Annotated in this window: 20 protein-coding genes; 17 read left to right on the forward strand and 3 right to left on the reverse strand. The window is 62.9% G+C overall.

Annotated features, from left to right (window positions below; genetic code table 11):
* Positions 1-77 precede the first annotated feature (77 nt).
* The 4 genes from FFT87_RS13600 to FFT87_RS13615 all read left to right on the forward strand — a co-directional run bounded on the left by FFT87_RS13600 (position 78) and on the right by FFT87_RS13615 (position 4,439).
* Positions 78-866: a DeoR/GlpR family DNA-binding transcription regulator gene (locus tag FFT87_RS13600; protein WP_219949211.1), complete on the forward strand. Its 789-nt coding sequence runs from the start codon at positions 78-80 to the stop codon at positions 864-866.
* Positions 863-1,825 carry a 1-phosphofructokinase family hexose kinase gene (locus FFT87_RS13605; RefSeq protein WP_219949212.1) on the forward strand — a complete coding sequence of 321 codons (963 nt, stop codon included), beginning with the start codon at positions 863-865 and terminating at the stop codon, positions 1,823-1,825. Before FFT87_RS13600 ends, FFT87_RS13605 begins: the two co-directional genes overlap by 4 nt.
* Positions 1,826-1,863: 38 nt before the next feature.
* Positions 1,864-3,909 (forward strand): fructose-specific PTS transporter subunit EIIC, encoded by a 2,046-nt coding sequence (locus FFT87_RS13610; RefSeq protein ID WP_219949213.1) that lies wholly within the window; start codon positions 1,864-1,866, stop codon positions 3,907-3,909.
* 80 nt (positions 3,910-3,989) lie between these two features.
* Entirely contained in the window at positions 3,990-4,439 is a 450-nt protein-coding gene (locus tag FFT87_RS13615) for an SRPBCC family protein (protein WP_219949214.1), read from the forward strand.
* 71 nt (positions 4,440-4,510) lie between these two features.
* Here FFT87_RS13615 and rsmI read toward each other — a convergent pair whose 3' ends face one another.
* Positions 4,511-5,320 (reverse strand): 16S rRNA (cytidine(1402)-2'-O)-methyltransferase, encoded by an 810-nt coding sequence (gene rsmI, locus FFT87_RS13620; RefSeq protein ID WP_219949215.1) that lies wholly within the window; start codon positions 5,318-5,320, stop codon positions 4,511-4,513.
* 133 nt (positions 5,321-5,453) lie between these two features.
* Between rsmI and FFT87_RS13625 the strand changes: the two genes are divergently transcribed.
* On the forward strand, positions 5,454-6,323 hold the full coding sequence (locus tag FFT87_RS13625; protein ID WP_219950850.1) for a DMT family transporter: 870 nt from the start codon (positions 5,454-5,456) through the stop codon (positions 6,321-6,323).
* Between the two features lie 53 nt (positions 6,324-6,376).
* Here FFT87_RS13625 and FFT87_RS13630 read toward each other — a convergent pair whose 3' ends face one another.
* Positions 6,377-8,920 carry an MMPL family transporter gene (locus FFT87_RS13630; RefSeq protein ID WP_219949216.1) on the reverse strand — a complete coding sequence of 848 codons (2,544 nt, stop codon included), beginning with the start codon at positions 8,918-8,920 and terminating at the stop codon, positions 6,377-6,379.
* A 139-nt stretch (positions 8,921-9,059) separates the two neighbouring features.
* On the opposite strand from FFT87_RS13630, the gene FFT87_RS13635 reads away from it, so the two are divergent.
* The 4 genes from FFT87_RS13635 to FFT87_RS13650 all read left to right on the forward strand — a co-directional run bounded on the left by FFT87_RS13635 (position 9,060) and on the right by FFT87_RS13650 (position 13,329).
* The gene (locus tag FFT87_RS13635; protein WP_219949217.1) at positions 9,060-9,635 is read left to right on the forward strand and encodes a TetR/AcrR family transcriptional regulator; all 576 of its coding nucleotides are present in this window, start codon (positions 9,060-9,062) and stop codon (positions 9,633-9,635) included.
* 68 nt (positions 9,636-9,703) lie between these two features.
* Complete coding sequence (locus tag FFT87_RS13640; protein ID WP_219949218.1) at positions 9,704-11,347, forward strand: dolichyl-phosphate-mannose--protein mannosyltransferase; 1,644 nt, start codon at positions 9,704-9,706, stop codon at positions 11,345-11,347.
* 102 nt (positions 11,348-11,449) lie between these two features.
* A complete protein-coding gene (locus tag FFT87_RS13645; protein WP_219949219.1) occupies positions 11,450-12,754 on the forward strand; it encodes an O-acetylhomoserine aminocarboxypropyltransferase/cysteine synthase family protein in 1,305 nt (434 codons plus the stop codon).
* A 2-nt stretch (positions 12,755-12,756) separates the two neighbouring features.
* The gene (locus FFT87_RS13650; RefSeq protein WP_219949220.1) at positions 12,757-13,329 is read left to right on the forward strand and encodes a CoA-binding protein; all 573 of its coding nucleotides are present in this window, start codon (positions 12,757-12,759) and stop codon (positions 13,327-13,329) included.
* On the opposite strand, the gene FFT87_RS13655 is transcribed toward FFT87_RS13650, so the two are convergent.
* A complete protein-coding gene (locus FFT87_RS13655) occupies positions 13,326-14,090 on the reverse strand; it encodes a FadR/GntR family transcriptional regulator (RefSeq protein ID WP_219949221.1) in 765 nt (254 codons plus the stop codon). The two genes, FFT87_RS13650 and FFT87_RS13655, sit on opposite strands and share 4 nt — an antisense overlap.
* A gap of 213 nt (positions 14,091-14,303) precedes the next feature.
* On the opposite strand from FFT87_RS13655, the gene FFT87_RS13660 reads away from it, so the two are divergent.
* The 8 genes from FFT87_RS13660 to FFT87_RS13695 all read left to right on the forward strand — a co-directional run bounded on the left by FFT87_RS13660 (position 14,304) and on the right by FFT87_RS13695 (position 23,736).
* A complete protein-coding gene (locus FFT87_RS13660) occupies positions 14,304-15,815 on the forward strand; it encodes an ABC transporter substrate-binding protein (protein WP_219949222.1) in 1,512 nt (503 codons plus the stop codon).
* Between the two features lie 113 nt (positions 15,816-15,928).
* Entirely contained in the window at positions 15,929-16,876 is a 948-nt protein-coding gene (locus FFT87_RS13665) for an ABC transporter permease (protein WP_219949223.1), read from the forward strand.
* The gene (locus FFT87_RS13670) at positions 16,873-17,751 is read left to right on the forward strand and encodes an ABC transporter permease (RefSeq protein WP_219949224.1); all 879 of its coding nucleotides are present in this window, start codon (positions 16,873-16,875) and stop codon (positions 17,749-17,751) included. The genes FFT87_RS13665 and FFT87_RS13670 overlap by 4 nt, the downstream gene beginning before the upstream one ends.
* A complete protein-coding gene (locus tag FFT87_RS13675) occupies positions 17,748-19,586 on the forward strand; it encodes an ABC transporter ATP-binding protein (RefSeq protein ID WP_219949225.1) in 1,839 nt (612 codons plus the stop codon). The genes FFT87_RS13670 and FFT87_RS13675 overlap by 4 nt, the downstream gene beginning before the upstream one ends.
* Positions 19,583-20,644, forward strand: a complete 1,062-nt coding sequence (locus FFT87_RS13680) for a P1 family peptidase (protein ID WP_255559961.1) — start codon at positions 19,583-19,585, stop codon at positions 20,642-20,644. The genes FFT87_RS13675 and FFT87_RS13680 overlap by 4 nt, the downstream gene beginning before the upstream one ends.
* Positions 20,641-22,071 carry an amidase gene (locus FFT87_RS13685; protein WP_219949227.1) on the forward strand — a complete coding sequence of 477 codons (1,431 nt, stop codon included), beginning with the start codon at positions 20,641-20,643 and terminating at the stop codon, positions 22,069-22,071. The genes FFT87_RS13680 and FFT87_RS13685 overlap by 4 nt, the downstream gene beginning before the upstream one ends.
* Positions 22,068-23,333: a CynX/NimT family MFS transporter gene (locus FFT87_RS13690; RefSeq protein ID WP_219949228.1), complete on the forward strand. Its 1,266-nt coding sequence runs from the start codon at positions 22,068-22,070 to the stop codon at positions 23,331-23,333. The genes FFT87_RS13685 and FFT87_RS13690 overlap by 4 nt, the downstream gene beginning before the upstream one ends.
* 58 nt (positions 23,334-23,391) lie before the next feature.
* Positions 23,392-23,736 (forward strand): HNH endonuclease, encoded by a 345-nt coding sequence (locus tag FFT87_RS13695; protein WP_219949229.1) that lies wholly within the window; start codon positions 23,392-23,394, stop codon positions 23,734-23,736.
* Positions 23,737-23,752: the final 16 nt, after the last annotated feature.

Raw genomic sequence — 23,752 nt, forward strand, 5'->3', positions numbered from 1 at the left:
GTTGCATTTCGACAAGAACGGGCGTACTCTCACAGGAACGCATTCGGGTGCGTTGGTAAATCAAAGGAGATTACGGAATGTACGCAGAAGAGCGGCAACAGCACATAGAGGGACAACTTGCTGAAGCCGGTCGCGTCGCCGTAATCGACCTCGCTCGCACGTTCGACGTGTCAAGCGAAACGGTCCGTCGAGACCTCGATCAGCTCGAAGCACGAGGCGTATTGCGCCGCGTGCACGGTGGTGCGGTCTCGGCGGCCCGGATTAGTCGCGTCGAAGAAAGTGTCGCCGCCCGCACCGACCGCAACTCTGCTGCGAAAGAGCGCATTGCGCTGGCCGCGATGGCTCTTATCCCGCCCACGTTCACTGGCGCCATCAGCATCGACTCGGGCACCACGACGAGCCGCCTGGCTCAGCACTTGCGGGACTGGCAGCCCGCGACATCCACTGGTTCGCTGACGATTATCACCAATTCGATCTCGATCGCGGCGATTGTGAGCGAGAACCCACACATTGAGATTCAGCTCATCGGCGGTCGCTTGCGCGGCATCACGGGGGCTGCGGTCGGCTCCGCAACGCTCAACCAGCTTGCGGGCATGCGCCCCGACATCGCATTCCTGGGTGCCAACGGTGTTCACGCCGACTTTGGTTTCAGCACGCCAGACCCCGACGAAGCAGCAGTCAAGAGTGCCCTCACTCGCGGCTCGCGTCGCGCGATCGCCCTTGTCGATGCCTCGAAGCTCGGCATCGAAACCCTCATGAACTTCGCATCGCTCGCGGAGGTCGACACGATCATCACCGACCGCTCCCCCGCCGACGACCTCACTCTCGCCCTCGAGCACGCGGGTGTTGAAACGGTGATCGCATGATCGTCACCGTCACCGCCAACCCCAGCCTCGACCGCACGATCGAGCTCGACTCCGCTCTCGAGCGCGGTGAAGTTCAGCGCTCGGTTTCGAGCAGTGAGCAGCCAGGCGGCAAGGGCGTGAATGTGTCGCGCGCACTGATTGCCTCCGGCTTGGACACCATTGCCGTGCTCCCCGGTGATGCCTCAGACCCAATGCTGGTTGCATTGCGCGCCGAACACACCCCGACCGCTGGCCTGCCGATCGCGGGCCGCGTGCGGTCCAACGTGACGATCACCGAACCTGACGGCACGACAACCAAGATCAACGAGCCGGGCCCGCAACTCACCACCGCCGACGATGCCGCACTCATCGCACTGGTCGTGTCGCACTCCCGCCGCGCAGAATGGGTAGTGCTCGCCGGCTCGCTCCCTCCCGGGCTCAGCGATGACTTTTATGTGCGCGTTGTGCAGGCAATTCGGGCGGCGACCGACAGTCAGCCCCCGCGCATTGCGGTCGATTCCTCGGGTGCACCGATGCTCGCCCTCATCGAATCGGGTGTTGGCGTCGACCTCATCAAGCCCAACTCTGAAGAGCTCGCCGAACTGACAGGCCTTCCAGACACCTTCGAGAGCGACCCGGATGCCGCGGCTACTGCCGCTCTGAGCCTCGTGCAACGCGGCTGTCGTGCTGTACTCGCCACCCTCGGCTCGCGCGGAGCTCTTCTCATCACCGCCGACGAGACTTGGCGAGCCACCATGCCGCCGGTCGCCGCCAAGAGCACCGTCGGCGCAGGAGACGCCTCCCTCGCCGGCTACCTGCTCGCCGACCAACGCGGCGCAACACCAGAACGACGTCTCGCGCAGGCTGTCGCTCACGGCGCTGCCGCCGCATCCCTGCCCGGCAGCACCATGCCAAGCCCCGAACAGACCAAACCCGATTCCGCTGAAGTGTTCGTGCTCAGCCGAGCGGACCACCGCTAAACCTCAGCACCACCACTGCTGTACACAAGGAGAAAGCAATGTCGCAACTCATCACCACTGACCTCGTGCTTTTGGACGCCGATCTCGGCACCAATCGCGAAGGTGTCATTCGTGCGCTGACGCATCTCGTCGCCGAACAAGGCCGCGCCACCAATGCCGAGTCGCTTTTTGACGACGCTTGGGCACGAGAGCAGCTCACCGATACCGGCGTTCCCGGCGGAATCGCAATCCCTCACTGCCGCTCAGAAGCCGTCACCGAACCCACCCTCGTGATGGCTCGCCTTGCGCCTGCCGTTGACTTCGGAGCGACGGATGCTCCGGCCGACCTCGTTTTCCTGATCGCCGCCCCCGCCGGCGCCGACAAAGAACATCTCACGGTGCTGTCTGCTCTTGCCCGGTCCCTCGTGAACCCCGAGTTCGTCGACAGCCTGCGTGCGGCTGCTACCCGCGAAGACATCGTTGCCCTCGTTGAGCAGGCGACTGCGCCGGAAGAGAAGGCAGAGCCCGCCGCCGCTGGTGGTGGTTCTGGTGGTGGTTCTGGTGCGAGCGCCGCGAAGCATGCTGCCCCGGCCACCGATAACGAAGCACGCCCCGTGCTCATTGCCGTTACCGCGTGCCCCACCGGCATCGCGCACACCTACATGGCGGCCGATTCACTCGCCGCCGCCGCAGAACGAGCTGGCGTGGAACTCCACGTCGAGACTCAAGGTTCTTCTGGCGCAACGCCGATTGATCCTGCGGTTATTGCTGCGGCATCCGCTGTCATCTTTGCTGTTGATGTGGATGTTCGCGACAAGGGCCGTTTCGCGGGCAAGCCCCTTGTGCAGTCGCCAGTCAAGCGCGGTATAGATGCGCCTGACGCGATGATCGCCGAAGCCCTCGCCGCCGCTAGCGACCCCAACGCGACTCGCGTTGCCGGTGGCGAAGCGGCCGCCGAGAGCACGAGAAGCACCACCGATGAGCACTTCGGCCAGACAGTGCAGCGCGCCCTACTCACCGGCGTGAGCTACATGATTCCGTTCGTGGCCGGCGGCGGTCTACTGATCGCCCTCGGCTTCTTGCTCGGTGGATACTTGATCACCGACACCGCTGGCGACATCATCACGCAAAACAGTCTGTGGAATCTGCCCGATGGCGGAGTCGGCGCGTACCTCGGTGCCGCGGCCTTCAAGATCGGTCAGGCCTCGATGGGCTTCCTTGTTCCCGCCCTTGCCGGTTACATTGCCTACGCGATTGCCGACCGCCCCGGTATCGCCCCCGGCTTCACCGCCGGTGCTGTTGCTGGTCTCATGGGTGCAGGCTTCCTCGGCGGAATCGTCGGTGGTCTCCTCGCCGGTGTTGCCGCTCACTGGCTCGCCCAGCGCAAGACCGCGGCCTGGTTCCGTGGCCTCATGCCCGTTGTCGTGATCCCGCTGCTGGCGTCGATCTTCGCTTCGGGCTTGATGGTGCTCATTCTCGGTGGACCGATCGCGGCCCTCACCGTTGGCCTCAACGACTTCCTCAACGGCTTGAGTGGTGCATCCGCTGTCGTTCTCGGTCTCATTCTGGGAGCCATGATGGGCTTCGATCTCGGTGGCCCTGTCAACAAAGTCGCCTATGCGTTTGCTGTTGCTGGTCTCGGTGCCGGTGCAATCGACAACCAGGCACCGTGGATGATCATGGCCGCCGTTATGGCATCGGGAATGGTTGCGCCTCTCGCGATGGCTCTCGCCTCCACCGTTCTGGCTCGCCGCCTGTTCTCGCCCGTCGAGAAGGAAAACGGCAAGGCAGCGTGGTTGCTTGGTGCGTCGTTCATCTCTGAAGGAGCCATTCCGTTCGCTGCTGCTGACCCGCTGCGCGTGATCCCCGCCAGTGCGATCGGTAGTGCGGTTACGGGTGGAATCATCATGGCGTTCGGAGTCACCTCGCAGGCACCGCACGGTGGCGTCTTCGTGTTCTTCGCGATCAACCCGTTCCCCCTGTTCCTCGTCGCAATCATTGCGGGAACCATCATCACAGCGCTGATCGTGGTCGCCCTCAAGCGCTTCGTGCGCAAGAGCGCAACGGCGACGCCCGCGGCCGCTCAAGTGCAGGTTGCCGCGTAACGTCGTAGGCTGAATCTCCGGGCGCAGTGCAGACCCTGCGCCCGGAGCATCACATCGCGACACCGCACAAGGGAGACTCAATGAAGATCACCGATAGCGTGCACATCGACGCACCGGTGGAGCGAGTGTTCGAGGTCTTCTGTGACCTTGACAGCACGCCCACCAACGTCAGTGGAATCATTTCCCTTGAGTTGCTTGAAGGTCCAGCACAGCTGAAGATCGGCACTAAGTGGCGAGAAACGCGCACGTTTGCTGGCAAAGAAGCGACCGAAGTGATGTGGGTTACCGATTACGAACAGGATGTGTCGTACACGGTCGATGCGGAATCCCACGGCACGCACTATCAAAGCGTGTACCTGTTCATGCCGAGTCACGGAGGCACGCGCCTTGACTATCGCTTCACGATGACGCCGCTGACCTTCGGAGCACGCCTCATGAGCATTGTCGGCTTACTTTTCCTGGGCGTGACGAAGAAGGCGCTCACCAAAGACCACCACGAATTGAAGGTTGCCTGCGAGTCACAGGCCTGATCGGCCCGAGTCTTTCAGCAGCCTGGGCCCTGCGGCTACGTCGAGCGTTGCGGCTACTGTGATCGCAGCAGCTATTTCGAGCGCAGGGCCGCTTCGTACAGTTCGCGCTTGCTGAGCCCGGTCTGCTCAGCGACTTCGGTTGAGGCTTCTTTTAGCCGGGCACCATCGGCGACCAGCGCGAGCACGTAGCTGACCGCGGTTGGTAGGTCGGATGTCGCGGGCGGGGCGCCCTCAACGACCAGACATATCTCGCCCCGAGCGCCATCTTTGAACTTCGCGGCGAGCTCGGCGGCGGTGCCGCGCGCAACTTCTTCGTACATTTTGGTGAGCTCGCGGCAGACCACCGCGCGCCGGTCGTCGCCGAGTGCCGTGGCCAAGTCGGCGAGCGCTGCCGGAAGGCGATTGGGGCTTTCGAAGAACACCATCGTGCGCTCTTCGCGAGCGAGAGTGCGGAAGTAGGCGACTCTTCCCTTGCGCGGCAGGAAGCCTTCGAAGCTGAAGCGGTCGGTCGGTAGACCGGAGACGGCGAGCGCCGTGAGCACAGCACTCGGTCCTGGCAGAGCTGTCACGGTGACCCCGGCAGCGGCGGCTGCCGAAACGAGCGGGAATCCGGGGTCGCTGATGGCGGGCATCCCGGCATCGCTCAGCACCAGAACGTCAGCGTTACGGGCCAGCTCAACGATCTCGGCGGCCTTCTCTGACTCATTGTGTTCGTGTAGCGGAATGAGCCGCGGTCGGTTCTCGATGCCGAGAGCGCGCATGAGATGGATCGTCGTGCGGGTGTCTTCGCTGGCGATCACCTCAGCGTTCGTGAGAGCTTCGATGAGGCGCTGAGACGCGTCGCCAAGGTTGCCGATGGGAGTCGCCGCAAGAATGATCACCCCGCCATTCTCCCACCCGCGCTGAGCGCGCCATATTCGGCTGCCTCGCGCGCGCAGAGCAGCCCTTGTGAGGTCGTAGTCTTGCACTATGTCGACTCCGCCGCCCTTGAGGGGAACCCCTCTCGGCGCCGTCATGCTCGTCGTGCTCGGCTTGATCTTTCAGGATGTAGGCGCCTCGGTAGCGGTGCTGTTGTTCCCCGAGGTCGGCCCTGCCGGAATGGTCTCGCTGCGGCTCGTCTTCTCGGCCGCGATTTTGCTCGCGATTGCCCGCCCCAACCTTCGCGCCATCTCGAAGCGCGCTTGGCTCATGGCCGTCATCTTCGGCATTTCGCTCGGCGGCATGAACCTGCTGTTCTATGAAGCCCTCTCTCGCGTCGACCTTGGCGCGACCGTCACGATTGAGGTACTCGGCCCCCTCGTGCTCTCGGTTATCGTCGCCCGCCGCGCCAGCGCCTGGCTGTGGGCCGTGCTCGCGTTCGCCGGAGTCGCCCTGCTCAGCCTCGGTAGCATCGGCGCCCTCGACCCCGTCGGTGTTGCCTTCGCGCTCGCCGCCGCCGTGTCATGGGCCGGCTATATTTTGGCGTCACGCAAGACCGGGCAAGTCTTCGCCGGCCTGGATGGTCTCGCCATCGCCATGGCGATCGGCGCGATCATCAGCCTGCCCTTTGGAATCTCGCAAGCTGGCAGCACTCTTCTCGAACCGTCCATCCTGGTGCGCGGGCTCGCTGTCGCCATTTGTTCATCAGCAATCCCCTACGCGCTTGAGCTGATCGCGCTTCGCCGCATTTCGGCCGCGGCATTCTCGGTGCTCATGGCCCTCGCTCCCGCCATCGCCACCGGTGCCGGATTCTTCGTACTCGGGCAGACCATCAGCTTGCTGCAGGGAGTCGGAATTGCGCTCGTGATCGCGGCCTCCATCGGGGCAGTGCGGGCGGCATCCCGTGTGCCAGGCGAACCCGGAGCTGGGCCGAACGCACTACTGCCCGAAGAGACTCCGCTGTAGCGGAAAGCCTCTCCGGGCAGCGCGATCAGTTGTTAGCTGCTTATTGTCAGTCGCTAACGCACGGCCGGTTGGGTCTCTGAATTGCTGCTCGCATCATCCGAAGCCGCAACATGCATGGGATGACTGCGCTCGAGAGCCGCACCCTCAACATCCACGCTCGGCAAGATGCGATCGAGCCACTTCGGGAGCCACCATGCGGAAGCACCGAGCAAGTGCATGAGCGACGGGATGAGCAGCATCCGCACCACGAAGGCGTCGAAGAGCACGCCGACGGCAAGACCGAAGCCGAGCGGTCGCACCATCGCGAGGTGCGAGAACACGAAGCCACCAAAGACAGCGATCATGATGATGGCCGCGGCGGTGACGACAGCTCGTCCGCTGCGCAGTCCACTCATCACGGCGGCCTTCGCCGGCACACCGTGAACGTACGCTTCGCGCATTCCCGAGACAAGGAACAGCTGGTAGTCCATCGCGAGACCGAACAGCACTCCCATGATGAGAATCGGCGCGAAGTTCAGTAGCGGTCCGGGATCGGTGACTCCGAATACCGCACCGAGCCAGCCCCACTGGTACACGGCGACCATCGCGCCGAAGGCTGCCAGCAGCGACAGCACGTAACCGATGGTCGCAACAAGCGGCACCAGCAGCGAGCGGAACACCAGAATCAGGATGAGCAGCGACAGCCCGACGACTACCGCAAGGTAGAGCGGCAACACGTCGGAAAGCTTCTCGGAGATGTCGATATTTCCACTGGCCGAGCCAGCAACACCCAGTTCGATTCCCCCGGCGAGCGGCGAACTGTCACGCAGATCGTGAACGAGTTGACCTGTTGACTCACTCGATGGACCATCGACCGGGATCACCTGGAAGGCGAAGTAATCCGACTCGTCAGACACGCCAACCGGGGCAACGGCGACTACGTCATCGAACGCCAGCAGCCTGTCGGCGAGGTCGGCCTGGGTCTCGACGACGGCATCGTCATCCACCGCCGTCGGCAGGCTGGCTGTAACCAAGAGCGCGCCATTCTGACCGGCACCGAATTCGTCGGCGACCATCGTGTACGCGCGGTACTGGGTCGAATCGGCAGGCTCAGACGACCCATCCGGCAGGCCCAAACGCATCGACAGCGCGGGGATGGCGATCACCAGCAACCCGAGCGTTGCGAGCACCAGAATCGCAATGGCACGGCTCGTGCGCATCGGAGTCGCCGCAACCTGCTTCTGCGATTCATGACCAATGGCGGCACGGGCACGACGCGACAACACGCGAGTGCCGAGCAGTGACAGCAGCGCCGGAGTGAGGCTCACCGCAATGAGCACCGAGACCAGTACGCAGACCGCGCCGACCGTTCCCATCACGCCGAGGAACGGGATGCCGCTGATGTTCAGGGCGAGAAGTGCCACCAGAACCGTCGAGCCCGCGAACAACACCGCATTGCCTGACGTTCCGTTAGCGAGACCGATCGACTCGTGAAGATCCATTCCCGCCGCCAGCTGACGACGGTGGCGCTGCACGATAAAGAGCGTGTAGTCGATACCGACCGCAAGTCCGAGCATGACACCCAAGATCGGCGTCACCGAGGTCATGTCGACAACACCCGAGAAGGCGAGCGAACCCGCAACACCAACCCCGACACCGATGATCGACGAGAGGATTGGCAACGTTGCCGGCAAGAAGGAACGGAACAGAACAAGCAAGACCAGGCCAGCCAGAAGAACACCGATGATCTCACCAATGCCAAGAAGGCCGTCGGTGGTTGTGGCGATCGACGACGAATAGTCGACGGTCACTCCCTCAATTTGGATGTCATCCAGTTGTGACGCAAGCGCGCTCTTGGTCTCTCCCGAGAGATCAATCAGTTCGCTGTCGAAGGTGATGAGGCCCAGCGCTGTCGCCCCATCGGTGGAGACAAAACTGATCTCGGTCGCGGCATCCATGAGACGCTCGCCGTAGCCGAGCTGCTGCTCTTGTTCTTCGAGAAGCGCAGAGTTGTCATCGATTGCCGTTTGCTGAGTTGCCAACTCAGCCAGACCGGCATCGATCTGGGCCTGCTGCGCTTCGAACTCGGCGACGGATGCCTCATAGAACCCGGCTGCCTTGGCCTGCTCGATGGCGGCATCCAGCTGGGCTTGACCTGCCTGGAGTTGTTGTGTGCCGGCATCCAATTGAGTCTGGCCGTCGCTGATCTGCTGCTTGCCAGCCTCGATCTGGTCGCGGCCATCCACGATTTGTTGCGCTTGTTCTGCACGCTGAGCGTCAGTCTCGAAGGGGTCGATGACCTCGCTGACGTCGTCGTTTGAGGTCAGCGCCGCGAGAGCATCCGTAATCTCGGACTGCTGAGTTGCCGAGAACTCTTCGCCATCTTCTGACCCGAAGACTACGGTCGCCGAAATGCCACCGATGTTGCCGAGGCGGTCGGTGAGTTCGGAGGCAACGCGTTCCGTTTCGGTGCCCGGAATGGACATCGTTGACGAGAGGGTCCCTCCGAAGAGGGCGAAGCCGCCGACAGCGATGCCGAGCACGGCGATCCAGCTCACGATGAAGAGCCAGGCGCGGCGAGCCGATAGACGGCCAAGCCGGTACAGAAGTTCAGCCATGCTGAAGAGGACCTCTCGTAGGAACAACAGAAACGAGCACTTCATCGGGCCTGCGCCAATCGTATTCGCAACCAGTGAGTTTTCCAACAACTGTCGGAAAACTCACATCTAGGGCCGCAACATCTGCCAGAATCAAACAATGGATGTGCGCGTAGAACGAACCCGGCGAAGCCTGCAACAGGCGCTCTTCGCGCTCACGCAAGAACGCCCATTCGACGAAGTCACTGTCAGCGACATCGTGGAACGTGCCGGTGTGAACCGCAGCAGCTTCTACCAGCACTACGCCGACAAAGAGACCCTGCTGGCCTTTGCGATCGAGGCCGCCGCCGACGATGCCGGAGTGCAACTCGTCGACCTCGACCCCCAGAGCAGCGAACCACCACCCGCCATCACCAGCTACCTCAGCCACATCGACGCCAACGCCGCGGTGTACGCGAGCGCCCTCGGCCCACGCGGCTCAGCGCTCGTGGCTTCCCGCCTGCGAACGCGCCTCAAGCTCATCGTGCGCAACGGGATCGTGGCCCAAGGAGCCCAACCCTTCGATGGCCTCTCGCTCGAAATCGCCAGCGCAAGCATCACGGGTGCCACTTTCGGCATCATCGAAGCCTGGCTCGCCATGGATCCCCGCCCGCCAGCCGACACCGCCGTTGCCTGGATTTGGCAATCCTTCGGCACCCCCAGCGGGCGCTGGGGCGAAACGGACGCCGCCGACTAATGCGCGCGCGGTGTCGTTGCGGTGCGCTGATGGCTGCACCGCGCGGCTTCCGTCAGTAACATTGCGGGGTGAGCCAGAGCACCCCACGCGACTTCGACGACATGCTGTCGAACGAACCGTCGGCGAGCGCTGACCTTGCCAGCGCAGCACGCGCCGACGAGGGCTCGAGAATCGACCGCTGGTGGGCGACGCGCAGTACGCTGACCCGCCGCTGGCTCGGATGGGTCGGGCCGGCGATAGTGGTGCTGGTCGCCGCGTTCACGCGATTGGTTGGCCTCGCGCATCCGTCATCGCTCGTTTTTGACGAGACCTTCTATGTGAAGGATTCGTGGACGCTCGTGAACCGCGGCTACGAGGCGCAATGGCCAGCCGAAGCCGATGCGCTGTTCAATAGCGGCAAGGTCGACATTTTTCTGAACGACCCGTCATTTGTGGTGCATCCGCCGCTCGGCAAGTGGTTGATCGGGCTGGGCATGCTGCCGGGCGGAGGCGAGGATCCATTCGGCTGGCGCATCGCGACGGCCATCGCCGGCATTCTCGCCGTCATCGTGCTGATGCTGATCGCTAAGAAACTGTTTGGTTCGACGCTACTGGCAACGCTTGCCGGGCTGTTGATGGCGATTGATGGCAACGCGATCGTCATGAGCCGGGTGGCGCTGCTCGATAACTTTGTGATGATCTTCGCCCTGCTCGGGGTGGGCGCGATGCTGCTCGACCGTGAGCACTCGGCCACCCGGCTAGCACTATGGATCAGCCGACGCGGGCTGCGCGGTGGGGCTACCGACTGGGGTCCAAGCTTGTGGTGGCGACCGTGGCTCATGCTCGCCGCCGTCGCCTTCGGTGCGGCCGCCGCCGTCAAGTGGAACGGCCTCTATTTCTTGGCCGCCTTTGCCATCTACAGCTTGGTGGTGGATGCTCTCGCTCGCCGCCGCGCCGGAATCAGTTTCTGGGGCTCCGGCACTCTCTTCAAGCAAGCCCCAGTGAGCTTCTTGCTGACGGTTCCGGTCGCTCTGCTCGTCTATCTCGCATCCTGGACCAGCTGGTTCATCAGCGACAACAGCTATGACCGGTCGTGGGCCGAAACCGACGGTAATGCGTGGACAGGGCTCTTCAGCGGGGTGCCCCTCGACATCCAAAGTCTCTGGCATTTTCAGTCGAGCGTGTACAGCTATCACGTTGGCGAAAGTCGACCCCATCCCTATCAGGCGAATCCGTTGACGTGGCTGTTGCTCATCCGCCCCACGAGCATGTTCTACGAGAACTCTGTTCGCGGCGAAAGCGGCTGCCTCGCAGATGCCTGCGGTGCCTCAATTTCAGGAATCGCCAACCCTCTCATCTGGTGGGCTGCGACCGCGGCAGTGCTGTATCTCCTGTACCGACTGGTGCGCTACCGCCAGGGGCAGACCGGCTTCATTTTGATGGGAGTCGCTGCCGGCTACCTGCCGTGGCTGCTGTACCTGAACCGCACCGTGTTTCAGTTCTACACAATCGTGTTCGAGCCGTACCTCATATTGGCGTTGGTGGCCGCACTCGGGGTGATCGTCGGCAGATCCGATGATGACCGCTATCGACGAACGAGCGGCCTCGGCGTTGTCGCGGTGTTTGTGGTCGTCGTGATTGCGGTCAGCGTGTTCTTCTGGCCCCTGTGGACCGGCCAGACCCTTGACTATGACCTGCTGCGCTTGCGCTGGTGGTTGCCAACCTGGGTCTAGGCGAGCTCGGGCTCGACCCTCCGAGACCGGAAGCCAGCTGTTTCGTGGCGTTCTGTTACGTCGAAAGTCCGCCCTCGGCATCCGCTTCGGTAGCCTGAGACTATGACTGATCAGGGTGGTTCCGACAGAAACTATGGTTTTCGTACGCGCGCGATTCACGCGGGCAACATCCCTGATGCGGCGACAGGTTCTCGCGCCCTGCCGATCTACCAAACAAGTGCCTTTGTCTTTGATGACACCGCGGATGCCGCTGCCCGCTTTGCCCTGCAGAAGTACGGCAATATCTATTCGCGGGTCGCAAACCCGACGGTGGCGAGCTTCGAAGAGCGCGTTGCTTCGCTCGAGGGCGGCCTCGGTGCCGTCGCTACCGGCAGCGGGTTGAGCGCGCAGTTCATCACTTTCGCCGCCTTGGCAGGTGCCGGTGATCACATTGTGTCGAGCGCCAACCTCTATGGCGGCTCCATTACCCAGTTGGATGTCACGCTGCGTCGTTTCGGGGTCGAGACCACCTTTGTGCGCTCCTCCGACCCGGCCGATTATGCAGCGGCGATCACGCCGAAGACGAAGCTGATCTTTGCGGAGACCATCGCCAACCCGTCGGGAGAGATCGCGGACATTGAGGGGCTGGCTGAGGTTGCTCACGCCCACAACATCCCGCTCATCATTGACTCGACTGTTGCGACCCCGTACCTGAATCGCCCTATCGAGTGGGGCGCCGATATTGTCACTCACTCCGCGACCAAGTTTCTGGGTGGTGCCGGAACGACTCTCGGCGGCGTCGTGGTCGAGAGCGGTCGTTTCGATTGGGCCAACGCAAACTTTCCCCTCTTCGATGAACCGGTACCCAGTTACGGCGGACTCAACTGGAGCGGCAACTTTGGCGAATACGCGTTCCTCACACGGCTGCGTGCTGAGCAGCTTCGCGACATCGGTCCAGCCCTCTCGCCGCATTCGGCCTGGTTGCTCGCGACCGGCGTCGAAACTCTTCCCTTCCGGATGCAAGCTCACGTCGACAACGCCCGCACGGTTGCGGAGTGGCTCGAGGCCGACCCGCGCATCGAGACCGTGTACTGGGCCGGGCTGCCCGGGCATCCGCACTTCGACCGTGCGCAGAAGTATCTGCCGAAGGGTGCCGGTTCGGTGTTCTCCTTTGAAGTCAAGGGTGGCCGCCCCGTCGGCCAGAAATTCATCGAGAGCGTTGAGCTAGCCAGCCATCTCGCCAACATCGGTGATGCAAAAACGCTGGTAATTCATCCCGCATCGACAACGCATGCGCAGCTCTCCGAACAGCAACTGATCGACGCGGGCGTGCTTCCTGGCGTTGTGCGCATTAGTGTCGGAATCGAAGACCCCGAAGACATCATCGCCGACCTTGATCAGGCATTGACCGCAGCAGTGAAGGGCTAAGGATGTCGTCAGAAGAAGTGCAGACCACTCAGCTCAGCAATGGGCTCACCTGCGATCTGCCCGCCAGCTCCCCGCTCGCAAAATTGCTGAAGTCGCAGCGCACCTGGGTAGGACCGGATGCCAAAAAGCGTGCCGCAATTCTGCGCACGGCCAAGTCAATCGCCATCGTCGGAGCCTCCCCCAATCCGTCACGTTCCAGCTATTTCGTGGGCACCTACCTGCTGCAGTCGACCGACTACCGCGTGTATTTCGTGAACCCCAACGCCGACACAATTCTGGGCCAGAAGGCGTATCCCGATCTCGCCTCGCTGCCCGAAGTGCCCGACATCGTTGACGTGTTTCGTAAGGCCAGCGACATCCCCGCCGTGGTCGAAGACGTACTCGCCATCGGCGCGAAGACTATCTGGGTGCAGCTAGGGATCTGGAACGAGGAAGCCGCCGTTTACGCCGAATCGCAGGGGCTCACGATCGTCATGGATCGCTGCCTCAAGGTCGAACACGCGCGCTTCAATGGCGGGCTCAACCTCATGGGGTTCGACACCGGGGTTATCTCCGCGCGTCGCGCCGGGCGCTAGGCTTTCGCGTCTCCGAGAAGTGCGAGACTGTTTCGACCACCCTTGTCAATCATTTCGCCGTAGTACTCGATCACGAAAGTTCGGGCCAAGTGCCCAGCCCGAGCGCCATCCTGAGCTTCGATGGCGTTGAAGATTTCGTAGTCGTGGGCGAGCGAAAGTTTCATTTGTGCCCCGGAGTCTGGCGCACTATCGATGCGGTCGTTGACCAAATCAACGAGTGCACCGCGGGCGGCGTCACCACAGATTTGCATGAGTTGGTTGTGACTTGCCTCCCACACCGTGGCGTGGAAATCGACGTCCGCTTGGCTGAATACTGCTGAGCCTCCAGCGATGCTCGATTCCATCGCTTCGACGGCAGCGCGCATTTCTTCTAGTTGCTCAGGAGTTCGATGCTCTGCGGCCAGGGTGCAGGATGCCCCTTCAAGCATCACCCGAAATTCAACGAGCTCAGAGAGCTTAATCGTGCCACTGCGCACCAGCCGGTTCATCGCTTTGTGCAGCGTCGCGGGCGACGCTTGAAGGATTTCGGGGCCGCGAGGATCTCCGGGGCGTGAGCGCACGAGCCCACCACTTTCGAGCACCCGGAGGGCTTCGCGCACAGTCGCGCGGCTCACAGCGAAGGTGCCCATGAGTTCTCGCTCGCTCGGCAAACGATCGCCGGGATTGAGCTGACGCGTGGCGATCGCTTGCTCTATCTGCTCCACGATCGCTTCATAGGCGCGCACGGGTTTGACGGCGACGAACTCAGTTTTGTCTGTCATCTGCTTTCCTTCTGCACATCATTGTTGCCGAGTTTCGAGTTTTTTGCGCCCCGTGTTGACGACCTTCGTGGTCCGTGCAACACTATCGGACACGACCCAAGTGTACTGGTCAGACCAGTTGTTTCGGGCCGCTATCAATCACATTTCACCCCCGTTTCGCACCACTCCCTTTCCCGTAATACATCGGAAACAAATCAAGGAGATTGTCAAGACATGAGGTCCTTTACTCGGCGAAAAACCTTCGCCATCACCGCAACCGCACTGGTTGCTTCCCTTACACTCGTCGGCTGTTCCGCTACCGGCAACTCCTCCGATGCTGCGCCGAGCACTGAACTGGTTGTCGGCCTCCTCGCGTCCCCGGCAAACCTCGACTTCTCCACCACCGGCGGCGCAGCCATTCCGCAGGCGCTGCTCTACAACGTCTACGAAGGTCTCGTAAAGATCGACAACGCAGGCGACATCCAGCCGCTTCTCGCCGAGTCCTACACGGTCAGCGACGACGGGCTCGTCTACACCTTCATGCTTCACGAAGGCGTCACGTTCTCCAACGGATCGCCATTTACCGCCGAGAGCGTGAAGTTCAGCCTCGAGCGCGTCGCTGACAATTGGACAGCAAACGGGCCGGGCTACCTCGACCCCATCGCATCCGTCGATGTCGTTTCCGACACCGAGGTCACGATCACTCTTAGTACCCCGAGCAACAGCTGGCTCTTCAACATGGCTGGCCCCGTCGGAACAATGTTCAGCACAGACGGCGTCGCTGACCTCGCCACGGATCCCATCGGGACTGGTCCCTACGACGTGACCGAATTCACCTCCGGCACCAGCCTCGAGCTGACCGAACGCGACGACTACTGGGGTGAAGCACCCTTTATGAGCGACGTCACCTTCATGTACTACGCCGACGCTACCGCGCAGACCAACGCCCTCTTGGGTGGGGACATCGACCTCATCTCGGCGCTCACCGCGTACCAGTTGATCGGGCAGTTCGAATCGGATGACGACTTTGCCGTCTACGAAGGAACATCGACCGGCGAGACCACAATGACGCTGAACAACCAGAGTGACGCTTTCAGCGACGTTCGCGTTCGTCAAGCCGTCATGTACGCCGTCGACCGCCAGGCCGTGCTCGACACCGTGAACAGCGGTTACGGGTCGCTTATCGGCTCGATGGTTCCGCCGACCGACCCCTGGTTCGATGACTCACTTGTCGACCTTTACCCCTACGACCCCGCCAAGGCAGAAGCCCTTCTGGCTGAAGCTGGCGTCAGCGACCTCACCGTCTCGATGAAGCTCCCCAACCTGCCCTACGCCATGGATGCCGGACAGGTTGTCAAGGATCAGCTCGCTCAAGTCGGCATCACCGCCGACGTCACCACACTGGAATTCCCCGCAGTCTGGCTCGACGAGGTCTTCACCAACCACGACTACGACATCTCGATCGTCGCGCACACCGAACCGCGCGACATTACAGCGTTTGCCGCACCGGGGTACTACGCCGGGTACGACAACCCCGAAGTAATGGCGCTATTCGCTGAGGCTGATGCTAGCGACGAAGCAACCTTCGTCGAGTTGATGAAGAAGGCCACCGCGACCATGGCCGAAGAAGCCGCGGCCGACTGGCTCTTCCTCAACCCCAACGTGACGGCGGCAGATGCCGACCTCACCGGGGTGCCACTGAACGCTCCGACGTTGTCATTCGACCTGGCCACGATCGCCCGCTAGAACCCGCCTCACCAGCACCACACCCCTAACGGGCGGGGCCGGGACGTCACCAACCCCGATGCCCCGGCTCCGCCCGACAGACCCCAGTCCCATCACTGCGAAAAGGCCCAAACATGCTGTTGACCATCGCCCGCCGTATCGGCGTCTTTGCCGCGACACTGGTGGCGGCATCCATCATCACGTTTCTCATGCTGTCGATCCTTCCTGGAAACGCGGCACGCGTCGCACTCGGTATTGATGCGACTGAAGCCCAAGTCATTGCCCAAGAAAAATTGATGGGTCTCGACCGCCCGCTCTATGCTCAGTTCTTCGACTGGTTCGGAAACCTCGCGATCGGCGACTTCGGCACCTCAACCGTGTCGGGTCAAGAAATCGGGCCCCAGATCGGCGACGCCCTCGCCATCACCGGGGTGCTCGTGATCTCCAGCGTGATCCTTGCGCTTCTCTTCGCTATCCCGATGGGCATCCTCTCTGCTGTGCGCCAGAACAAAGCGGATGGCGTGATCATTTCCGGTATCAGCCAGATCGGAATCTCGATCCCCGGCTTCCTCTTCGGAATCCTTCTCGTGGCGCTCTTCGCCGTGAAACTCAAATGGCTACCGGCCGGCGGATGGGATTCTCCGGGAGAAGACTTCGTCGGATTCCTCGAACATCTCATCCTCCCGGCGATCGCCCTCGGCTCCGTTCAGGGTGCCGTGCTCAGCCGCTACGTTCGCTCCTCGGTTCTTGAAGTGATGCGGGAAGACTTTCTCCGCACCGCTCGCGCCAAGGGCCTCACCCCCAATCGAGCACTCATGCGCCACGGCCTTCGCAACGCCGCCATCCCCGTGATGACAGTGCTCGGCCTTCAGATTGCCTCGCTACTGATCGGCGCCGTTGTCATCGAACGCGTCTTCGCGATCCCCGGACTCGGCAGCCTCCTGCTCGACAAGGTAGCCCTGCGGGACCTGCCCAGCATTCAAGGAATCGTGATGGTTCTCGTAGCCCTAGTGCTACTCCTGAACCTCCTGATCGACATCGCCTACACAATTGTTGACCCCCGACTTCGGAGCGCCTCATGACGACAACACCTCCCGCTGCCGCGGCATCGCGCCTGCGCCGCAATGCCACACCCTCCGGCAAACGCCGCAACGGCAACCTTGTCGTTGGCATCGCCCTCATCGGACTCGTCGTCTTCGCCGCCGTGCTCTCCGCGTTCTGGACGCCCTTCGACCCCGAAGGCGTCTTCCCGGGAGAGCTCCTTCTCCCGCCCGGCGCCGAACACCTCCTCGGCACCGACAACTTCGGGCGCGACGTGCTCAGCTCGATCCTGCGCGGTGCTCAGATCTCTCTGATCGTCGGGCTCGTCGCCGTCGGCATCGCGGCCGTGCTCGGCGTGCCCTTCGGCATCGTTGCGGGCATGAACCCCGGCCGCCTCGACCAGTTCATGATGCGCGGCAACGACATCCTGCTCGCCTTCCCCGCCCTGCTGCTCGCCATCATCTTCGGCGCTGTGTTCGGGGCCAACACCCTGACCGCCATGGTCGCGCTCGGCATCGGTTCAGCGCCCTCATTCGCCTCAATTGCCCGCAGTGGCACCCAGCAGGTGATGAGCCGCGAATACGTGCAGGCGTCCAAAGCCTCCGGAAAGAACTGCTGGTTCGTTGGCGTGAAGCACGTACTGCCCAACATTTCGGGAATCCTGATTGTGCAAGCATCCGTCTCGTTTGGTATCGCCGTGCTCGCCGAAGCCGCCCTCTCCTACCTCGGGCTCGGAACCACCCCGCCAACACCTTCCTGGGGCCGGATGCTGCAAGACGCGCAGGGCTACCTCTATGTTCAACCGCTCTTGGTGGTGTGGCCCGGCATTGCGATCGCCATCGCAGTGCTCGGATTCAACCTCCTCGGCGACGGATTACGCGACCGGCTCGACCCCAGAATGCAGGTAAAACGATGACCACTTCAGACACCTCCGGCGAACCGACACTCAGCGTTCGCAACCTCACCGTCAACTCCGCGTACGCGGAACTACTGCACGGCATCAGTTTCGACATTGCCCCCGGCGAGCGCGTTGGGCTCATTGGGGAATCCGGTTCTGGCAAGTCGCTCACCGCGACATCCGTCATGGGATTGCTCCCTGAGACGCTCGCCGCCAACGGGGAGATTCACCTCGCCGGCGGTCACGGTGACCTTGTGCACGCCTCGGAGACAAAGCTCAGCCAGCTGCGCGGCAACACGATGGCCATGGTCTTCCAAGAGCCCATGACCGCGCTGAACCCGCTCATGAAGGTCGGTGCACAGGTGGCCGAGATCATGACCCAGCACCGCACAGTTCCTGCCGGTCAGTCTGCCAGTGCGCGTGCCGTTGAACTGTTGGCGCAAGTGAAGCTTCCGAATCCCGCTGAAGCTGCCCTTGCCTTCCCCCACCAACTCTCCGGCGGACAACGCCAACGCGTCATGCTCGCGATGGCGATGGCCAACGACCCCAAGCTGTTGTTGTGCGACGAACCGACAACTGCTCTGGATGTCACGGTGCAGGCAGAGGTGCTGCGCCTGATCGAAGGTCTTGTCACGGAACGCGGCACCTCACTGCTCTTCATCACCCACGACATCGGGGTGGTCGCTGAAGTCTGCGAGCGCGTGCTCGTCATGTACAAGGGCGACATAGTGGAAGACGGAACGGTGGAACAGGTCATCACCAACCCGCAGCATCCGTATACGAAAGCACTCATTGCGGCGTCCAATCTTTCCGTCGTGGATGAGCGGGGTCGCCTGCACACGATTGCGACAAGTGCGATCACGCTTCCCACCGCCGCAGAGCTCGCAGCAGCGCTGCAGCAGCCTGTCGCCACGAAACCCGCTGAGCCGTCGCAGTCGGTCGAACCCGCACTGGCAACGCCGGCTTTGGCCAGCGCCCCAGATTTCGTCATTCCCCACCAGCGTCGCACCGACCCCGACGAGCGCATCATCTTCAACGAGATTCCGGGCGAGCCGCTGATTCGGGTGCGCGAGCTCACTCGTCAGTACAAGCGCCGCGGTGGCGGCAAGCTTTTCGGCAAGCCACCCGTCGTGCACGGCCTACGCGGTCTCGACTTCGACGTGGCTAAGGGCCAGCGCTTCGGTATCGTCGGGGAATCGGGGTCAGGAAAGTCGACCCTGATGCGACTGATGTGTGCCCTCGACGAACCGACCGGTGGCAGCATCACGGTTTCTGGCCAAGAGCTGGCGGGAGCGAAAGAGCGCGACTTGCGCGACTTCCGCAGCAAGGTGCAGATCGTGTTCCAAGACCCCATGGGCTCGCTAGATCCACGCATGAAGGTTGAGCAGATCGTCGCGGAGCCGCTACGCGGGGTCAGCCGCGATGAGTCCCGCGAGCGAGTGATTGCCCAGTTGGAGTCCGTCGGTTTGGATGCCGATGTCATGCACCGTCATCCGCACCAGTTCTCGGGTGGTCAGCGCCAACGCATTTCGATTGCGCGAGCCCTCATCACGCGTCCTCGCGTGTTGGTGGCGGATGAGGCCGTGAGTGCCCTGGACGTTTCGGTGCGGGCACAGGTGCTCAACCTGCTCTCTGATCTGGTCGACGAGTACGCGCTCACGCTTCTGTTTGTGTCGCACGACCTCGGGGTTATCCGGCACGCCTGCGACACCGTTGCCGTGCTGTCGGATGGCCGCATAGTCGAATGCGGACCGACCGACGATGTCTACGACAATCCGCTTCACCCGTACACCCAGAAGCTCGTGAGCGCGACACCGTCGATCTCCGAACTCGCCGGACGGGCCCGCTCGTGAGCGGCGCAGACAGCACCGACCGCCGCGACGTTGGTTCCATTACTGACGTAGACGGCATCCGTGTCGGTCAGGTCAACCGTCAGGGCGATGGCTGGCTCAGCGGCGTGACCGTGGTGTTGCCCGACGCCGACACCATCGGCGGCGTTGATGTGCGCGGCGGTGGTCCAGGCACCCACGAGACCGATGCTCTCGACCCACGCACTCTGGTGCCGACGGTTGATGCTGTGGTGCTCACTGGCGGAAGCGCCTACGGCCTGGCTTCGGCCCAGGGCGCTCAGCGCTGGTGTGAGGAAGATGAGCGCGGAATTCTCGTCGGCACCCTCCCCCACGAGGTGGTGCCGATTGTTCCCGCTGCCGCCATTTTTGATCTCGGGCGCGGTGGAGAATTCGGCAATCGCCCTACCGAGCAGATGGGATACGACGCCGCAGCAGCCGCTGCCGCGAGCCCACCTTTCAGCCCTGTTGAGCGCGGCAACGTCGGTGCTGGCACCGGTGGCGCACTCGGCGGAATCTACAAGGGCGGCGTAGGCACAGCCTCGGTCACTCTCCCCGGAGACAACGGAGACATCGTCGTCGGGGCAATCGTGGTCGTGAATGCGGTCGGGATTCCGTGGCTGCCTCAGACGACAGCGTCTACGACGGCAAGCGGCAAAGCCGCAGCCGCGGCGGCTGGCCTCGAGCCGGTGCGTTCGGCATCGCCGCCGCAGGGACTCAACACGACCATCGCCGTAGTCGCGACGAACGCGATTCTCGATCCGGCGGAAGCGTCACGCACGGCGACGACCGCCCACGACGGGTTCGCTCGGGTGCTGAACCCCGTGCACACGCTCACCGATGGCGACACCATTTTTGTGCTCGCTACGTCCAAAAAGGAACTGGCCGGCGATGACCGCAGCGGTCGCGTAGCGTCGCTCTTCGCTCTGCAAACCGCAGCGGCCGAAGCCATGCGTCTCGCCATTCTGGATGCCATTGATTCCGCTCGCACCGTGACGACCCCGGTAGTGACTCTGGAACGTTTCCCTCTCCCCACTGACCTCGACTGGAGCGTCCTCGCATGACCGCCACCCCCACCGGCAGCACCGCATCGTTGGCAACGCTGACCGCTACTGAACTTGTTTCCCTCTTCGCGAGCCGAGCGATCTCCCCCGTCGAGGTCACCCGCGCTGTGCTCGAGCGAGCGGAAGCCAAGCAGGCCGAGCTGAATTGTTTTTATGCCATCGATACCGCAGGGGCTACCGCTGCGGCTGAGGCGAGCGAGAAGCGCTGGGCTGCTGGCGAACCGCTGGGCGCCATCGACGGCGTTCCATCGACGATCAAAGAGAATGTCGCGCTGGCCGGCTTCAGCCAGCCTTCGGGCACGGCAGCGAAGTTCGACGCGCCTCCGGCCACCGCTGACGGTCCTCTCGCGGCCCGCCTCAAAGAATCGGGTGGCGTTATTTTCGGCATCACTGTGATGCCTGACTACGGGATGCTCTCCTCGGGTGTCTCGTCGCTGCACGGCATCACTCGCAGCCCCTGGAACCCCGCGTGGACTGTTGGTGGTTCCAGTGGTGGAGCCGGTGCTGCAGCGGCGGCGGGCGTTGGCCCGCTGCATTCCGGTTCGGACATCGGCGGATCACTGCGCCTTCCGGCAACGTGGCTCGGGCTCTTTACTCTCAAGCCCAGCTCGGGACGCGTCGCCGTCGATCCGCCCTACATGGGTCGCGTCGCCGGCCCCCTCACCCGCACGGTCGATGACGCTGCTCTCATGATGAGCGTGATGACGCGACCCGATATTCGTGACTACACGAGCCTCGGCCAGCAAGATCTCGACTGGAGCGACATTCACTATCCCGACCTTGAGGCTGCGATGCGCGGCAAGAAGGTCGCCTTCCACTTGGAGGGTGGCGCTGGTTTGCCGACTGACCCTGAGGTCGCTGCTGCGATTCAGGATGCCGTCAGCCACTTTGCTGCCGCCAGTGCCGAGATCACCGAGATCGCTCCGCCCATGACCGAGGAGTATCTCGATGACCTCGACATGTTCTTGCGGGTGCGTTCGCTCGGAGACTTCGAGGCGTTGAGCCCGGAGCGTCAAGCGATGGTGCTGCCGTTCATCCAAGACTGGGTTCTCGCCGGTCAAGGCGTTACTGGGGTTGAATCACTGCGTCATTACCAAACGATTCAGTCGATGCGTGACAGCACGGTGCGCTCCACCGCGCCCTACGATCTGGTGCTGTCGGCAGCATCGCCCGTCGCGGCGTTCCCTGCCGAGTGGCCCATGCCGAGCAACGATGCCGCAACCTCGCTGCACCACATTGCCTACACCGCGCCCTACAACTTCTCGGAGCAACCCGCGTCGACACTGAACTGCGGGTTCACCGCCGACGGTCGTCCGATCGGGCTGCAGATTGCCGGACGTCGCTACGACGACCTCGAAGTCATGCGCGCCAGCCACTGGTACGAGCAGACCCGCCCGTCCAACGCTGCCCCGGCTTGGCCACTGTGAATCGACGCTGGGGCGGCCCCCTCGCCCTGGCCGGCATCCTGCTCGTCGCCCTGAACCTCCGCCCTGCGGTTGCGTCGTTGTCGCCGATTATTGTCGCGGTGCAGCGGGACATTTCGCTCGACAGCGTTGCTCTCGGCATCCTCGGCATGCTTGCGCCGGCATGTTTCGCTGTGGCCGGGCTCACGATGCACTTGGTCAGTCGTCGCCTGCACGCGGAGTGGATTCTGCTTGGCGCTCTCGTGGCGATTGTGGGCGGTCAGCTTGTGCGAGCGACGAGCTTCTCATTCGCGGGTCTGCTCGTGGGTGGTATCTTCGCGTTCCTCGGCATGGGCGTCGCGAACGTTCTTTTGCCGCCGTTGGTCAAGAAGTACTTTCCGCGACGCATCGGGCTCGTCACGTCGCTGTACGTGACGCTTATCTCCGTTGGCGCGCTCGTGCCACCGTTGCTGGCGGTGCCTCTCGCGCAGGCGACGGGGTGGCGTGAGTCGCTCGGCTCGTGGGCACTCATTGGCATGCTGGCGATCATCCCGTGGATCGCACTCGTTGTCGGGCGCCGCAGTCGAGACACCGCCAATGCCGCCTCCACAATCCCGACGCCCCGCATCGGTGGCCTCTGGAAATCACGGATCGCGTGGGGCGTTTCGCTCATCTTCGCCGTCTCCAGCTTCAACGGCTACGCGATGTTCGCGTGGCTGCCACCCCTGCTGGTATCGACCGCCGGAGCCACCGAAACCGAAGCCGGGCAACTTCTCTCGCTGTTCGCGACCATCGGAATCCCTGCCGCGATCCTCGTGCCGTTTATTGCGAATCGGATGCGCGAACCCCTGCACCTCGTCTACCCGGGCGTTGCCGCCTTCGTTGTCGGTTACCTCGGCCTCATCTTGGCGCCATCAGTCATGACCTGGCTGTGGGTGTCCATCCTCGGAATCGGCACGCTGATCTTTCCGCTGAGCCTGCTCCTCGTCAACCTACGCACGCTTACCTACGAAGGCTCGATCGCGCTTAGCGGTTTTGTACAAGGAGTCGGCTACGTGCTCGGAGCCCTCGGACCGCTGTCGGTCGGTGTCGTTCACGCCATCTCGGGCAACTGGACGGCGCCCCTCATCGTGTTGCTCGTCGCCTCAGCCGTGGTTGGTGGCGTCGCACTGCTCTTGATGACTCCGGGGTCGCTCGAGAATCCAGGTATTCGCCGCCCTAGCTCACGCCCACGCATGACGTTCGTTCCCGCACTCAATCCCCGAGGCGGTGAGTTGAACCGATAGCAGCCGCCGCGCGCTCTTCGTGACCGGCACCGCCGTAGCGGTGCACTAACTTAGCGGTATGGCAGTAGTTCAGACTCGACGGGCTCGCGCTGCACGACGCCGCAAACGCCGGGTCGACGCCGCCGACAACGATCTCACCGCCGAGCAGTGGGAAGAGCTCAAGCGCGAGTGGGGCGGCTGCGCCTATTGCGCCGCGACCGACACCGCGCTGCAAAAGGATTGCGTTCAGCCGATCTCTCGCGGCGGCAGCTACACCGTCGGCAACGTTGTGCCCGCCTGCGGCTCCTGCAACGCCAGCAAAAGCAACAGCGAAGTGACGTCGTGGATGCGCCGCAAACGCCTCGACGAGCGCGCGTTCCTCACGCAGTTCGTGCACGTGCGGCAGGCGCTGGGGCTGGTTTAGCTAGTTTCGTTGTCTC

This window comes from Salinibacterium sp. M195 (assembly GCF_019443965.1).
Classification (GTDB): domain Bacteria; phylum Actinomycetota; class Actinomycetes; order Actinomycetales; family Microbacteriaceae; genus Rhodoglobus.

Excerpts from the sequence above, each read along its gene's own strand:
- FFT87_RS13655 (WP_219949221.1), bottom strand. The coding sequence starts at position 14,090 with ATGACAGACAAAACTGAGTTCGTCGCCGTCAAACCCGTGCGCGCCTAT.
- FFT87_RS13665 (WP_219949223.1), top strand. The coding sequence starts at position 15,929 with ATGCTGTTGACCATCGCCCGCCGTATCGGCGTCTTTGCCGCGACACTG.
- FFT87_RS13610 (WP_219949213.1), top strand. The coding sequence starts at position 1,864 with ATGTCGCAACTCATCACCACTGACCTCGTGCTTTTGGACGCCGATCTC.
- FFT87_RS13625 (WP_219950850.1), top strand. The coding sequence starts at position 5,454 with ATGCTCGTCGTGCTCGGCTTGATCTTTCAGGATGTAGGCGCCTCGGTA.
- FFT87_RS13650 (WP_219949220.1), top strand. The coding sequence starts at position 12,757 with ATGTCGTCAGAAGAAGTGCAGACCACTCAGCTCAGCAATGGGCTCACC.
- FFT87_RS13600 (WP_219949211.1), top strand. The coding sequence starts at position 78 with ATGTACGCAGAAGAGCGGCAACAGCACATAGAGGGACAACTTGCTGAA.
- FFT87_RS13670 (WP_219949224.1), top strand. The coding sequence starts at position 16,873 with ATGACGACAACACCTCCCGCTGCCGCGGCATCGCGCCTGCGCCGCAAT.
- FFT87_RS13685 (WP_219949227.1), top strand. The coding sequence starts at position 20,641 with ATGACCGCCACCCCCACCGGCAGCACCGCATCGTTGGCAACGCTGACC.
- FFT87_RS13645 (WP_219949219.1), top strand. The coding sequence starts at position 11,450 with ATGACTGATCAGGGTGGTTCCGACAGAAACTATGGTTTTCGTACGCGC.
- FFT87_RS13695 (WP_219949229.1), top strand. The coding sequence starts at position 23,392 with ATGGCAGTAGTTCAGACTCGACGGGCTCGCGCTGCACGACGCCGCAAA.
- FFT87_RS13675 (WP_219949225.1), top strand. The coding sequence starts at position 17,748 with ATGACCACTTCAGACACCTCCGGCGAACCGACACTCAGCGTTCGCAAC.
- FFT87_RS13630 (WP_219949216.1), bottom strand. The coding sequence starts at position 8,920 with ATGGCTGAACTTCTGTACCGGCTTGGCCGTCTATCGGCTCGCCGCGCC.
- FFT87_RS13660 (WP_219949222.1), top strand. The coding sequence starts at position 14,304 with ATGAGGTCCTTTACTCGGCGAAAAACCTTCGCCATCACCGCAACCGCA.
- FFT87_RS13615 (WP_219949214.1), top strand. The coding sequence starts at position 3,990 with ATGAAGATCACCGATAGCGTGCACATCGACGCACCGGTGGAGCGAGTG.
- FFT87_RS13605 (WP_219949212.1), top strand. The coding sequence starts at position 863 with ATGATCGTCACCGTCACCGCCAACCCCAGCCTCGACCGCACGATCGAG.
- FFT87_RS13635 (WP_219949217.1), top strand. The coding sequence starts at position 9,060 with ATGGATGTGCGCGTAGAACGAACCCGGCGAAGCCTGCAACAGGCGCTC.